Annotated in this window: 10 protein-coding genes; all 10 read left to right on the forward strand. The window is 43.6% G+C overall.

Features of this window, described 5'->3' with window-relative positions; translation table 11 throughout:
• On the forward strand, window positions 1-1226 hold a 1226-nt coding region (locus VRK_RS15870), incomplete at its 5' end, for an S-type pyocin domain-containing protein (RefSeq protein ID WP_197413127.1).
• Window positions 1227-1484 (forward strand): bacteriocin immunity protein, encoded by a 258-nt coding sequence (locus VRK_RS15875; protein WP_059122269.1) that lies wholly within the window; start codon window positions 1227-1229, stop codon window positions 1482-1484.
• A 673-nt stretch (window positions 1485-2157) separates the two neighbouring features.
• Window positions 2158-2499: a hypothetical protein gene (locus VRK_RS15890; RefSeq protein ID WP_059122272.1), complete on the forward strand. Its 342-nt coding sequence runs from the start codon at window positions 2158-2160 to the stop codon at window positions 2497-2499.
• Between the two features lie 502 nt (window positions 2500-3001).
• Window positions 3002-4900 carry a HAMP domain-containing methyl-accepting chemotaxis protein gene (locus VRK_RS15895; protein ID WP_059122273.1) on the forward strand — a complete coding sequence of 633 codons (1899 nt, stop codon included), beginning with the start codon at window positions 3002-3004 and terminating at the stop codon, window positions 4898-4900.
• Between the two features lie 110 nt (window positions 4901-5010).
• Entirely contained in the window at window positions 5011-5550 is a 540-nt protein-coding gene (locus VRK_RS15900) for an MOSC domain-containing protein (RefSeq protein ID WP_059122274.1), read from the forward strand.
• Between the two features lie 107 nt (window positions 5551-5657).
• The gene (gene gloA2 / locus VRK_RS15905) at window positions 5658-6041 is read left to right on the forward strand and encodes an SMU1112c/YaeR family gloxylase I-like metalloprotein (protein ID WP_197413164.1); all 384 of its coding nucleotides are present in this window, start codon (window positions 5658-5660) and stop codon (window positions 6039-6041) included.
• Between the two features lie 251 nt (window positions 6042-6292).
• Entirely contained in the window at window positions 6293-7450 is a 1158-nt protein-coding gene (locus VRK_RS15910) for an iron-containing alcohol dehydrogenase (RefSeq protein ID WP_059122276.1), read from the forward strand.
• 796 nt (window positions 7451-8246) lie between these two features.
• Complete coding sequence (gene ileS / locus VRK_RS15920) at window positions 8247-11420, forward strand: isoleucine--tRNA ligase (RefSeq protein ID WP_059122278.1); 3174 nt, start codon at window positions 8247-8249, stop codon at window positions 11418-11420.
• Between the two features lie 494 nt (window positions 11421-11914).
• Window positions 11915-13231: an MATE family efflux transporter gene (locus VRK_RS15925; RefSeq protein WP_059122279.1), complete on the forward strand. Its 1317-nt coding sequence runs from the start codon at window positions 11915-11917 to the stop codon at window positions 13229-13231.
• 95 nt (window positions 13232-13326) lie between these two features.
• Window positions 13327-13941 carry a LysE family translocator gene (locus tag VRK_RS15930; protein ID WP_059122280.1) on the forward strand — a complete coding sequence of 205 codons (615 nt, stop codon included), beginning with the start codon at window positions 13327-13329 and terminating at the stop codon, window positions 13939-13941.
• Window positions 13942-14056 lie beyond the last annotated feature (115 nt).

A 14056-nucleotide genomic window follows, 5' to 3' on the forward strand; every position in this document is an offset into this window, starting at 1 on the left:
GTGTGAATGCCTCTGTTTCTACCGAGCCTTATGTCGAACGCGAACCTGTGAAACTCACTTTAGCAGAGCGGCTGAACAAGCAGCGTCAGCAGCGGTTACGGGAGCTGGATAAAATCCCACTGCCTTCATCCGCATGGCAGAACGCATTTAACAAACCGCCAGTCAAACCCTCCCGTTTCGCCAAATCTGCGCTGGTGCCGAGCGGTACGTGTGATATCGGTACACAAAGAGAGCCGCTTTCTGCGCTGGGGGATTATGCGGCTTATACACTGGCCGTCGGGCAGGGGATTAGTGCTGCTTCTGAAGAAGCTTTTTTGACTCGTATTGGTGGTGCGGCATTGGCAGAACTGCCGGGACTGGCGATTAAAATTATCGGGCGAGCTGGCATTCTGGCTGCATTTGTACCGAACAAATTAGCGGACAGTACGCTCTACAGTGCAGCCGATATGAGTAATAAAAACACGGTTGAAACCAATATTCGCTTGGGTTTCAATACGGAAGGTCGGATTTACGGCTATCACGTCAATGGGGCGAATATTCCCAAGCGTGAAGTAAAACGGGTTGGTGAGCGGTTTGTCGTCGACTTGGAGCGGGATGTCACCATTGAATGGGTGCCGATCAGTGGTGATTTTGGCGGTAAACCGATTCTGGTTAATCCCATCCCGGAGATGGAAAAGTTCGATATCTGGATCCATCCGGAAGCGGATCAAGGGCAAGAATTTGACAACACCTACATCACCCCAATTGCTGATGCAGATCTGCATGACTATATTCTGACCTTTCCGGCAGAGACCGGATTACCACCGCTGTATGTGGTGTATAAAGAAAGCCCTCGCAACGAGTCAGGTGTTGTGACCGGCAACGGTGAAGATATCACCGGCCGGTGGTTGGAAGCCGCCGGAAAAGAGTTAGGTGCGCCGGTGCCGTCGCAAATTGCGGATCAGCTCAGAGGCCGTAAGTTCAGTAGTTTTGACCAGTTCCGGAAAGCGTTCTGGGTTGAGGTTTCCAAAGATTCAGAACTCAAAACACAATTTATAGACAATAATGTCGAGAGAATGAGTAAAGGATATGCACCTCGTGCAAGGAAAAAAGACTCGGTTGGTGGTAGGAAAGTTTTCGAACTGCATCATGTGGAGGAAATCCAGCATGGCGGTAAAGTCTATGATGTTGATAATATTCGTGTCACAACCCCCAAGAATCATATAGATATACATAAGGGCAAATAAGTGAATTTGAAAAATAGTATTAATGAATATTCTGAAGATGAATTTTTACGGCTATTGCAGAAAATCTGCAAAGCTGATGCTTCTTCAGAAAGTGAACTGGATGCCTTAGTCGATCACTTTGAAGATATAACAGAACACCCTGATGGTTCAGACCTGATTTACTATCCAGATGATCTGGCAGATGCCACACCGGAGCGTATTGTTGAGATTGTTAAACAATGGCGGATGTCGCAAGGCTTGCCATGCTTTAAGGACTGATTCGGTCTTTTTAATTTCCAGCCTTGGGCTCCCGAATTTGACGCACAATTTCTTTCTGCGGTTTCAGCGGCATTCGTGATCAGTGCGCCAGTTACTCCTGCAGAGATGCAAGCGTAACCAGAAAATCTTTTTGTTTGGCTTGGTCGTGCGCTTTCCAGAACCAGCTTTTACGGGCGTCCTGCCCGGAAAAGCCTAACCATTCATCCTTGAATGGTTTTCCTCGTTTGGCAGTTGATTTGAATGGGGTGAAACACTGAATCAACAAAGCCAACTTGATCGATGTTCTCAGGGGGAAAATTCAGGACGAATTTTCAGGATTGCTTGAGCAGGATGCGAATCAACCCGATCCTGATTATGCGTGCTGAACTTAAACCTAGGCCTTTTGGGGTACTTTTTCGGCCTTGAAAAAGTATCTGGGGCGCATTCGGAGATGGCAATGAGATCGGAGAAGTAATTGCGTCCCAAACCACAGAGCCACCATTTCTCCCCCCAAACACCGGCATCACAAGTTTTATCTTCCCAGCCTCCGGCACCCAAATTTGACGCACAATGACGTTTCCCAATTTCAGAAACATCGGTACTCTATACGTCAGTTGCTCTTGCCAAGATGCAAGCGTAACCAGAAATTTTTTTGTTTGGCGGAGTTGCACGTTGTCCGACACAGGTAAAGGTCATGAATCATCTATTCACTTATGTATCGGCTGTCAAAAATGCGCCGCATGAATTATCAATCATTGAAAAAATTGAAAATACCAGTCGATGCGAAGCCGATGGCATCGTTACGGAGAGTTGTGAGCTCGTTGTAAAATTTGACAATGGGGTCACACTCAGAAAATGTACTGAGCAAGATTTCTCTGACGATGTGACAGCAGCGGTTTGTGCTGAATGCTGGATTTCATATGAAGTTATCGAGCAACCGGACAACTTGGCAGTCATGCCAAAGAGAAAAAGTTTTACTAACCCATGCCAAGAGGCATTTTGGCTGGAAATCAATAAAGTACAATTCAACACATAACCGCGATTCTGATGCCAATCCCCTGATGTTTCACCAGATTCGCGTCTCACATCGTGCTGTATCTGAACATTGAACTTAAAATCACATGATCGTTTTCATCTGTGGGGGGAATGTTCTCACCTTAATATGGTGTTAGCAGCAAATAGCCATGGATATAACCGAAGATCATTATCAAGACGCCCTTAATATAATCAGAGACATTCATTATTTATATATTATTGAGCCTAACTAAAACTTTGGGTATAACTCTGAACGAGGAAAGATTTTTTCGCAGCACATTTTTGCAATCTCTCCAAATATCTTAAATAGAGCTCATGATTTCAGAACAAAAAACATTTATAACAGTCAGTTATGTTGACTTCATAAAAGATTCTTGTTTCCCTAGTGTAAAGATTACCCACCCTAAATATTATATAAAGTCACCATCGGTGAAGTGAAAAAATAATAACTCTGCATATTAGCCGAGAGACTCCCCGTAAAGAATTGCTAAGGAAGTATCCTGATGAAAAAATTCCTCGAAAATAGACTAATTGGCACCAAGTTGGCTCTTGGGTTTGGCTCTGTACTGCTACTGGCCTTGGTTGTCGGTATTTTTGGTATTACAGGCGTCAGTACCTTACATGTCCGAGCTGAAAAGGTACGACTTTCAAACGACCTTGATGACACTGTTGTCGATATGAGAATCAACCTAGAGCACTATGTTATCTCTGGATCAGAAGAAGACAATAAGCAGGTGCAACACGATATCAGCCAACTACAAGGCTATCTTCAAACCGCCGAACAACTATACAGTGGTGTTAACGTTAGAAATTTAACTCAGCAAACCCAAAACAACCTTGCTGATTACCAAAAAACCTTAACTAAACTGATTGCTGCCCGAACTCGATGGGACGGCATAGATAGAAATGCTGTGCAGTATTTGCAGTCAATTTATACGCAATACGGTCAGATCATTGCACAACTTCGTCAACACAATGACCCTCAAGCGTTAACTGCGGCTTTAGATGTTTCAAATGATTGGTACGCGCTCACGACTGAAATGAACAAATACATTAGCAAAAAACAAGATATTCCTATTGAGCTTGTGACCACTCGGTTTCAGTCAGTCGTCAACAAAACCGCAGCACTGCAACTCCCGAATGCATTGAATGACACTCGTCAAAGCATTCTCTCCCTTCTGGGAAAATATGAAGACCTTGGCAAAATTAACCCCGAGATAAATAAGAACCTGGCAGATGCGCAAAATAGACTGATTGAGTTATCCGCTCAAATGGACAAACAAATCGATGCGATTACGACGATTCAAGAGCAAAATAGCATCGAAGATGGTCGCAAAGTTTCGATGTTATCTATTGCCGCAACAGCAATCGCCATTTTGATCGGCATATTTTTCTCACTCTTTATTCGCCACTTGATAGTCCAGCCAATGAATGAGGTTATAAAGGCTGTCGGCAATATTGCCAACGGTGATCTAACCCAGAATCTGTCCACTGACCGTAAGGATGAGCTTGGCCAGCTTTATAATCACATTGGTGAAATGAGCAAAACGCTTAACAAACTTATTTCTGAAGTAGTCTCGGGCGTTATGAACTTAAGCACCACAAGCGAGCAGTTAGAAAGCATCTCCAACCAAAGTCAACATATGATGCAATCACAGCGTGATGAAACGGATCAAGTGGCGACTGCGATCAATGAAATGTCTGCCACAGTCTCTGAGGTTGCTCGAAATGCTGAAACCGCCGCTGAAGCGACAACAAAAACCGACAATATCATTATTCAGGGCAATCACATTGTGAATGCCACTGCTAAAACGATAGATGCCTTAGCCAGTGACATCGTATCCACAAGCGAAGCCATGGAGCAACTCAAACTCCGGACAGATAACGTTGGCAATGTTTTGGAAGTGATTAAAACCGTAGCCGAGCAAACGAACCTATTAGCACTGAATGCTGCCATTGAAGCTGCGCGCGCTGGTGAAGCAGGCAGAGGTTTTGCCGTTGTGGCTGATGAAGTCCGTGGACTTGCCAGCCGAACCCAAAGCTCAGCCAAAGAGATAGAAGACCTGATTGTTGAATTGCAAAATGGCGCACAATCCTCATTAGACAAAATGATTGGCAGCCGAGAGCTTTCAGGCAAGAACGCAGAGCAAGCTAAGGAAGTGCTTACGCTATTTGAAAACATCAGCGAGCAAGTTCGCGATGTTCAAGATATGAACAATCAGATTGCCACTGCCGCAGAAGAACAATCTCAAGTTTCAGAAGACATTAACCGCAGTGTCGAGAATGTTCGCGAATTAGCCGATAAAACCGCGGAAGGATCTTTAGAATCTGTGAACGCAGTCGCCAACTTAAGACAGCTCAGTCAACAACTTAAAAAATTGACTGACCAATTCTTGATTTAATCTCACCACGGCATTGAACAACAAGTTACAATTAGGAGAGTGGCGATTATAAGCATACAAGGCGTAGGGATGCGCAGCACTTGGTGTTATTCCTCAAGGAGGAGAAGAAGATGGCAAAGGTTATATCGGTCAGTAAGCGTGAAGAACATCACTTTTCCAAATCGGTCGTAAAATCAATTACCTTAATCCAAGGAGAGGGGGTTGAGGGCGATGCGCACAGAGGTACGACGGTAAAACATCGTTCTAGGGTAAAAGTTGACCCGACTCAGCCAAATTTAAGGCAAGTGCATCTCATCCATTGCGAATTATTTAACGAATTAGATCAGCAGGGGTTCGATATAGAGCCCGCTGCATTGGGTGAAAACATCACGACACAGGGAATAGATTTACTATCATTGCCCAAGGGCACAACGTTACAATTTCCGAGTGGGGCACAAATTTCTATAACAGGTCTTAGAAACCCATGTCCGCAAATAGAAAATTATAAGAAAGGGTTGTTATCAGCCTTATTAGGCCGGGACGAGTCAGGAAAAACTGTCCGCAAAGCCGGTGTCATGGGTATTGTTGTCGTTGGTGGTGATGTGAATGAAGGGGATAATATTGACGTTGTTTTCCCTGATGAACCATTTCAAAAGTTAGAGGTTGTTTAAGGGCTAATAATGAACAATCTCTCTCATTTTACGATTTTTTGCGATAAGTGTGCCGCAGAGCACAGGGGCAGGTTTATTGTGCAACTGACTCACGGGAGAGCCTAATGATCCTAGAACGAATCCACCATGTCGCTATTATTTGTTCTGATTATCAAAGGTCTAAAGCATTCTACACGGAAATCTTAGGTCTCAAGATCGTTGCGGAAAATTATCGAGAAAACCGAAACTCATACAAGTTAGACTTAGCATTACCAAATGGTGAGCAACTAGAGCTTTTCTCTTTTCCGTCACCACCACCAAGAGTGAGTCGCCCTGAAGCACAAGGTCTTAGACATTTGGCTTTTGTTGTCAGCTCTATTGAATCTACAGTAAACGAGCTACATTCACATGGTATCTATGTCGAGCCTATTCGCATTGACGAATTTACAGGTAAAAAATTTACGTTTTTCCAAGACCCTGATGGCTTACCGCTAGAGTTGTGTGAAGAATAAACAGTTCGGCATTCAAAAAGAATTCACCATGCTCGTCAGTTTCAGTTCAAAGTATAGAGAAATCACGTAAATTTTTAGCACGCTTATAACTCTTAAAAGAGACTGTTCATTATTCTTCCGGCCTTCGCTCCCAAAACATGATGCACATTGCGTTTCAGCAAGAAAAATAAGATCACAATTTACATAGGCATCGAATTCGTTACTTGATAGCCTAGGGCACAATAAATTCAGTCAGCATTAGGGAATCTCGCATGGACAATTTTACTTACTTTAACCCAACCAAAATTCACTTTGGCAAAGGTCAGATTGCAACGCTGAAAGAAGAAATTGCCCCCAATAGCCGTGTTTTACTGACTTACGGCGGGGGGAGTATTAAAGCGAACGGTGTCTATGAGCAAGTGCTCGATGCGCTGCAAGGGTGTTCTGTGATTGAATTTGGTGGGATTGAGCCGAACCCGCATTACGAAACCCTGATCAAAGCGGTTGCTGTGGCAAAGCAGGAACAGGTCGATGTCATTCTGGCTGTCGGTGGCGGTTCGGTGATCGATGGCAGTAAGTTTATTGCCGCCGCTGCATGTTATGAAGGGGACGCCTGGGACATTATGACCACCGGTGGCGCTTGTGTCCGTCGCGCTTTGCCTTTGGGCTGTGTGCTGACGCTGCCTGCGACCGGCTCAGAGATGAATAAAAATAGCGTCGTCACGCGGGCAGAGACGCAGGATAAACTCTCTTTTGGCTCTGATTTCGTTCGTCCGGTATTTTCGATACTGGATCCGCAAACGACTTATACATTGCCGCCACGACAAATCGCCAATGGGGCCGTCGATAGTTTCGTTCACATCATGGAACAGTACATGACTTATCCGGTTAACGCCAAAGTCTCTGACCGTTTTGCAGAAAGTTTATTGCTGAATCTGCTTGAAGATGGTCCGGCAGCGCTGGCGACACCGGATGATTATGAGGTGCGTGCGAATCTGATGTGGACGGCGACAATGGCATTGAACGGGACGCTGAAAAATGGGGTCCCGTCTGACTGGGCAACCCATGCGATTGGTCATGAACTGACTGCGTTATACGGTCTCGATCACGCTCAGACACTGGCGATTGTCATGCCGGCGCTGTGGCGCTACAAAAAAGAGCAGAAGAAAGGCAAACTGTTACAATATGCTCACCGAGTCCTCAATATTACCTCGGGGACAGAAGATGAGCAGATTGAGCAGGCGATTCAGAAAACTGAAGCCTTCTTCACCCAGATGGGCAACCCGACCCGACTGTCTGACTACAATCTGAGTGAGAAAGATATTCCGGCCGTGCAGGAAAAACTCACCGAGCACGGTATGCTTTCACTCGGAGAACATCAGGATATTACACCGCACGATGCCGCAGCAATATTAAAACTGGCTCTGTAACTATTTACTGTGAATCAGCCCGGTGATGAGAACATGACCGGGCTTTTTTTGATAAATTTATGTTCACTGCTGCATAGGCAGCTTAGAAAACCAGCTCCAGTGCCCTTAAAGCCTCTTCACATTGTGTCGCATTGACAAAAGAGAATGGTTTAGCGTGTACTAATTCACCTCAGTTTGTTCAGATTTTATTAGCGCAAAACATATCGATGGGAAGGGCGCTTCAGCGGTAGTAGCGGCATCGTATCCTTCAATACGTTTTGCTCCAGTGAAATCAGAAGATGTCCAAGTGATGAGTTTGATTCACCGACCCCGAGATGCTTATCTCAAAGAGCCCCCGACAAGTACGGGAGCCAAAATCGCCAAGAACCAAACGTTGATAATTGAAGGCGTGAGGCAGGTTAAGGCAGTTAAGCTCTGGGTTAAGACTGATACACGAGGGGTTATTAAAAATTTGGAAGAGCTGAGATACCTAAAGACACTACAGTGAAATGTAAGGGAGGACTTATGGCTGATATAACTATACAAACCATCATAGAGCAAGAGCAAACAGTATAGTCGAAAGAAAAAAGTCAAAGTGATATCATTGGAAGAACTAAAAACGTGGCCAGTTTCTCTTGACCGCTACATTCCAGTGATTGTATAAACGAATCAATGGACATATTGTTACATCAACTACAGCAAATTTTTCTTATTATTACATATACATAGAAATGATTTTTGTTGTTGTATAATAGATTCACCCTCCCGATAGACAGTATTTTTATGCAGCCTATCGGGATATTTTTATGAGGCAGATATGGAAGCAACTCCAAACCAGAACGCGAATCACACGAATTCTCTGGCAACAGGAGAAAGGAAATCAGCTTTTTCTTTTGTTAAATCTGAACACGATATTCTTAGCTTCTGGAAAAAAAACGATATTTTCCAGCGTTCGCTACAACAATCTATCGGATATCCTGTATATGTTTTCTATGATGGCCCCCCATTTGCAACTGGTTTACCCCATCATGGTCATCTAGTTGCATCAACTATTAAAGATGTGATTCCTCGTTATTTCACAATGAAAGGATATTATGTCCAGAGGCGTTTTGGCTGGGATTGTCATGGATTACCAATTGAGCATGAGATTGATAAATCTTTGGGCATGTCTGCCAAGGAAACGGTTGAGAGACTAGGAATCGCCAAGTACAACGATGAATGCCGAGGAATCGTTCAGCGGTATACTAAAGAGTGGGAGAAAACGATCACTCGATTGGGGCGTTGGGTTGATTTCCAGAATGATTATCGCACTATGGAACCTTGGTATATGGAATCCGTATGGTGGGTTTTTCAGCAGTTGTGGAAAAAAGAATTGGTTTATCAGGGTGAGAAAGTAGTTCCTTATTCGACTACTTTAGAAACGGTTCTTTCCAATTTTGAGGCAACTTCCAACTATAAAGATGTACAGGATCCTGCAGTTACGATTTTGTTCAAACTCAGTGAAGAAGATGCATATTTTGCTGCGTGGACAACAACACCGTGGACTCTCCCTTCGAATTTAGGCTTGTGTGTTGGTAGTGATATTGAGTATGTCAAAATCCATGATAATACCATTGACCGTGTTTTATGGTTGGCTCGCTCTAGAGTAGATGCAGTTTGTAAAGGTCATGATGTAGAGATACTTTCATCCTGTAAAGGAAGTGAATTAGTTGGCGTACGTTATCAGCCAATCTTCAGTTATTTTTCTGACCATGAAGGTGATGGTGCTTTTCGAATTTTCGCTGATGATTTTGTGTCTACTGATAATGGGACAGGTATTGTTCACATGGCTCCTGCTTTTGGTGAAGATGATCGGAGAGTGCTCAGAGATAATGGCATTGAAGTTGCGCCTTGCCCACTGGATAGCCAAGGGAAATTCACAGTGCAAATCCCTGATTATCAGGGAGTGTATGTTAAAGATGCGGATAAGCAAATTATTCGTGATTTAAAAGAGTTGGGGATCTTGTATAAGCAGGAAACAATCGTACACAGCTATCCATTTTGTCCACGCTCTGATACACCGATAATCTATCGGACAGTTCCGTCTTGGTATATCAAGGTGGAGTCGATGCGTGATGAGTTGGTTGTCAATAATCGTCAGATCAACTGGGTTCCTGATCATATTCAAGAAGGAAGAATGGGAAAATGGCTGGAAGGTGCGATTGACTGGGCGGTTTCACGAAACCGTTACTGGGGAACTCCTCTTCCTATCTGGCATAACGAGACATCGGGCCACTATATCTGTATTGGATCTCGCGAAGAACTAGAGCAGTACACTGGAGTCTTGGTGGAAGATCTTCACCGTGATCATATTGACCATCTGACATTTGAAGTTGAAGGTGAAACTGGTGTTTATCGTCGGATTGAGGAAGTATTTGATTGTTGGTTTGAGTCTGGAGCGATGCCTTACGCTCAAGTGCATTATCCATTTGAAAATAAAGATAAATTTGAATCATCGTTTCCTGCATCCTTCATTGCTGAAGGGGTCGATCAAACCCGAGGGTGGTTCTACACGCTGCAGGTGTTGAGCCAGTGTTTGTTTGGACAACCAGCATTTAAGAATGTAATTGTCAATGGGATCGTGATGGCCGAAGATGGCAAAAAAATGTCCAAACGTCTCAAAAACTATACTGCACCAGATGTGTTGATGGAGCACTATGGCGCTGATGCTTTACGTCTATATCTGATCAATTCAGGTTTAGTGAAAGCAGAAGAACAGCGTTTCTCTGATAGTGGTGTACAGGAAATGATAAGACAGGTACTGCTTCCTTGGTTGAATGGGTATAAGTTTTTCTCAACTTACGCCAAGATTGATCAATGGCAGTCCCATACGACGGTTAATCAACCAGATAACCTATTTGATCAGTGGATTTTGTCACGCTTACAAACACTAAAATTTTCTGTCAACGAGGAGATGCAGCGCTATCACTTATATAATGTTGTTCCTAGACTGTTTGATTTTATTGAACAACTGACTAACTGGTACATCCGTTTAAACCGCTCACGGTTTTGGGAAAAAGGAACGTCTAAGGATAAAGAACAGGCATATTGGACTCTATTTACGTGTCTTGATGAATTGTGTCGGTTGATGGCTCCTTTTGCGCCTTTCCTTGCAGAGTATTTATTCCAAGAGCTTAAGCAGTTCCGTGGTGATTGTTCATGCCCAGATTCAGTTCATTTATGTACCTATCCAGAGGCAGATGTTACTTATCAAATGCCAGTACTTGAGGATTCTGTCGAGCGATTCCAACATCTTGTATCAATGGGCCGGCAAAAACGAAATGATTTGAAAATCAAAACTAAGACACCACTGAGCCGAGTGACTATTCTGCACAAAGATCCGGCAGTACTCGCAGATGTACAGCAATTGTCACAATATATTCAGTCGGAACTCAATGTAAAAGAGGTGCTATTTAGTACCGATGAGGCAGATTATATTGATTTTTATGCAAAACCAAATTTTCCTGTGCTTGGAAAGAAATTGGGTAAGCAGATGAAGCACTTCGGTCAACTGATTGAGTCGTTGAGCGTTCAGGAATTGGAAGTATTTCAGGAAAGTGGTCAATTGATTTTGGAAGGACAATCATTTGATGAACAAGACATTATTTTATATCGTCAGGCAAGAGCTGGGACTCACGCAATTTCTGACCGTTTTATTTCATTGGATGTTGATCCGGAGCTGACTGAAGCATTGGTTGCCGAAGGGGCAGTCAGAGAAATTGTCAGTCGTATCCAAAAGCTACGTAAAGAACGTAATTTTCAGGTAACGGATAGAATTCGTTTAGAAGTGAATACATCAGAAAAACTGGTGGGGTGGATTAAAGCGCATCAAGATTATCTTGAAGGTGAAACTTTAACTCAGGAATTGGTGTTTAGTCCGAATATAATTGACAATTCAGTCTCATTCGAGACTGATATGGGTACAGTTAATATTAACGTATCATTATTATAAATTGTTGCGAATATATTTAGACTATTAAAGATAGCGAAAATCGAGAGATGATGTACTCGGTTTTCGCTATAAATATTATGTAAATCGGCAGTGTATTAGTTAGGTATGATTTGTGAAAGTGAATATATGGCTATCTTTATTCATTATCATTTGATGATATATCAATAATTAATTATTGATAAACTTCATATCTGAATTTTAATGAGATTTTTTCCCTAATATTTTATGTAAAGAATCAACTGAATCATGAAGTGTTTGTTCATACGAATTCCCCGATATAAGGTGTTTCAAGGCACTGCCTCGCGCAATGGGATGCTCTTAAAGCGATAGAAAATAGTTTAAAGCCATAGATAGTACGTAGCCTATTTATGTATGACTCAATTTCAGCCATTGAAATCGTGATAAGAGACTTTACGCATTCGATTGGATCAGTCATATTGCGGCACAGACCAAAATAACTGATGATTCAAACACCTTGGATGTAGATACTAAAGATGACCACCTCTCTGACTCATAAAGATTATTTAAAGATTGCAATTCCTTTTATTATTTCGACTATAACGCAGCCGTTGTTGGGTGCTGTAGATACCGCCGTTATCGGTCAGCTTGGTTCGGCAGCGCTGATCGGTGGGGTTGCGGTGGGTACAGTGATCATGAATACCCTGTATTGGTTGTTTGGGTTTTTCCGGGTGAGTACCACGGGGCAGAGTGCGATTGCTTTAGGCAAAAACTGTGAGCAAGCGAAAGCAAGCAGTTTGCTGCATCCATTTGTGATGGCTGCGATAGTTGGCGTAATTTTTATACTGGGACAGAGCCTGATTTGGCGCGGTGCTGAGTGGATTATTCAGCCGGAGCCGGATGTTGCTGTGCAGACCAAACAATACTTTTTCGTCTTGATTTGGGGCGCACCGTTTGTATTACTTAACTATACCCTGATTGGTTGGTTAATGGGACAGGCGAAAGTCAAAGAGACGCTGCTGACTCAGATTTTCGGTAATGTGCTCAATATTGTGTTAGATATTCTGTTTGTGGTCGGTTTGGATATGGGTGTCGCCGGGGTGGCGATTGCAACATTGATTGCGCAGATTTCTACGTTTGTGATCGGGATATATCTGGTGCGTCGGGCTGCGGGGTTTTCATTTGCCCCTTATCTTGGTTTGGCAAAAATGGGACGTCAGGAACTCAAAACGATTGTCTCGGCCAATACCGATCTGATGTTGCGGACAGTCTGTCTGCTGGTCATGTTCAACTGTATGGCGCGATTCGGCTCGGTCTTGGGGGCTGAGACGTTAGCTGCCAATGCAATTATGATGCAGATGACTTTTCTGATGAGCTATATGTTTGAAGGGGTTGCCAATGCATCGAGTGTGTTCAGTGGCAAATCGGTTGGTGAAAAATCACTGGGCTTGTTTGCGCAGGTGCTAAAAATGAATTTTCAATGGACGGGCGGGCTGGTCGCACTACTCACTGTGGTCATGGTGCTAACTCATCAGCAACAAGTGCTGCTGTTTACTCAAATTCCCAACGTAATTCAACACTATCATCAGGTCAGTGGATGGCTGATTGTCTTTCCGCTGGTGGCTGGATTTGGTCTGACGGTCTACGGTATTTTTACGGGAAGCGGCACGACACGGCCGGTCAGAAATTCAACGTTTATGGCGCTGTTGGTTTTTCTGCTGGCGATCTATTTGACGATGGATACGTGGGGGAATCAGGGGCTTTGGTTGGCATTTACACTGTTTTATATCGGGCGTTTTGCTTTTCTTTACCCGTATATCGGTCGGGTGCGTCAGCGGTGTCTGGCATCATAATGCTCCGGGACGGTTCAAGTTGTTTTGGGATCACCAATGGGCTGTTCAATCCTTTGGCTTTCAAGAACGATTAAACATGTAAGGATTTATTACATATGGCATTTTCAGCGTGGTTGTCACTGTTTACGATTTGTTTATTGGGGGCGATGTCACCGGGCCCGAGTCTGGCGATGGTGACCAAGCACACACTCGCCGGTGGTCGGCTGAATGGTATTGCAACGGCATGGGCCCATTCGCTAGGGATCGGTGCATATGCTTTTTTGACAATCATTGGTCTGTCGATTGTGTTGCAAAAAGCGCAGTGGCTGTTTCAGGCAATTAGTTTGATTGGTGCTGTTTATCTGGCTTATCTGGGCTGGAAGGCGCTGCGCTCTCAAGGCGGAGTAGCCGCAAGTGTTGATACCGGAATCCGTGTTTCGCTATGGCAGTCAGCCAAAGAAGGGCTGATGATCTCGATGTTGAATCCGAAAATCGCCTTGTTTTTTACCGCGTTATTTAGCCAGTTTATCACCCTGAGTCACGACGTTTCGAGCCGCGCGATTGTGGTGATGACACCGCTGTTGGTCGATGGTTTATGGTATACCTTATTGGCGTTACTGTTTTCTAGTTCGGCTGTTTTGGCACGCTTAAAGCGCAAAGCGGTGCTGATCGATCGGATTTCCGGTGTGGTACTGATTGCACTGGCTTGTCGAATCGTGATAAATATTTGATTTAAATCAATTTTAAATTCATGTCATTATGACTCATTTGTGTCTTTATGAACGAAATAAATATGTTAAAATGACTTGCATATTGTAAGGTTGTTATTTTAAGTTGATGAAAAAT

It is taken from the genome of Vibrio sp. MEBiC08052, assembly GCF_001506075.1.
In the GTDB taxonomy this organism is placed as follows: domain Bacteria; phylum Pseudomonadota; class Gammaproteobacteria; order Enterobacterales; family Vibrionaceae; genus Vibrio.

Bases quoted from the DNA above. Each gene is read 5' to 3' on its own strand.
- VRK_RS15890 (WP_059122272.1), top strand. From the start codon at position 2,158: ATGAATCATCTATTCACTTATGTATCGGCTGTCAAAAATGCGCCGCAT.
- VRK_RS15895 (WP_059122273.1), top strand. From the start codon at position 3,002: ATGAAAAAATTCCTCGAAAATAGACTAATTGGCACCAAGTTGGCTCTT.
- VRK_RS15900 (WP_059122274.1), top strand. From the start codon at position 5,011: ATGGCAAAGGTTATATCGGTCAGTAAGCGTGAAGAACATCACTTTTCC.
- VRK_RS15910 (WP_059122276.1), top strand. From the start codon at position 6,293: ATGGACAATTTTACTTACTTTAACCCAACCAAAATTCACTTTGGCAAA.
- ileS (WP_059122278.1), top strand. From the start codon at position 8,247: ATGGAAGCAACTCCAAACCAGAACGCGAATCACACGAATTCTCTGGCA.
- VRK_RS15925 (WP_059122279.1), top strand. From the start codon at position 11,915: ATGACCACCTCTCTGACTCATAAAGATTATTTAAAGATTGCAATTCCT.
- VRK_RS15930 (WP_059122280.1), top strand. From the start codon at position 13,327: ATGGCATTTTCAGCGTGGTTGTCACTGTTTACGATTTGTTTATTGGGG.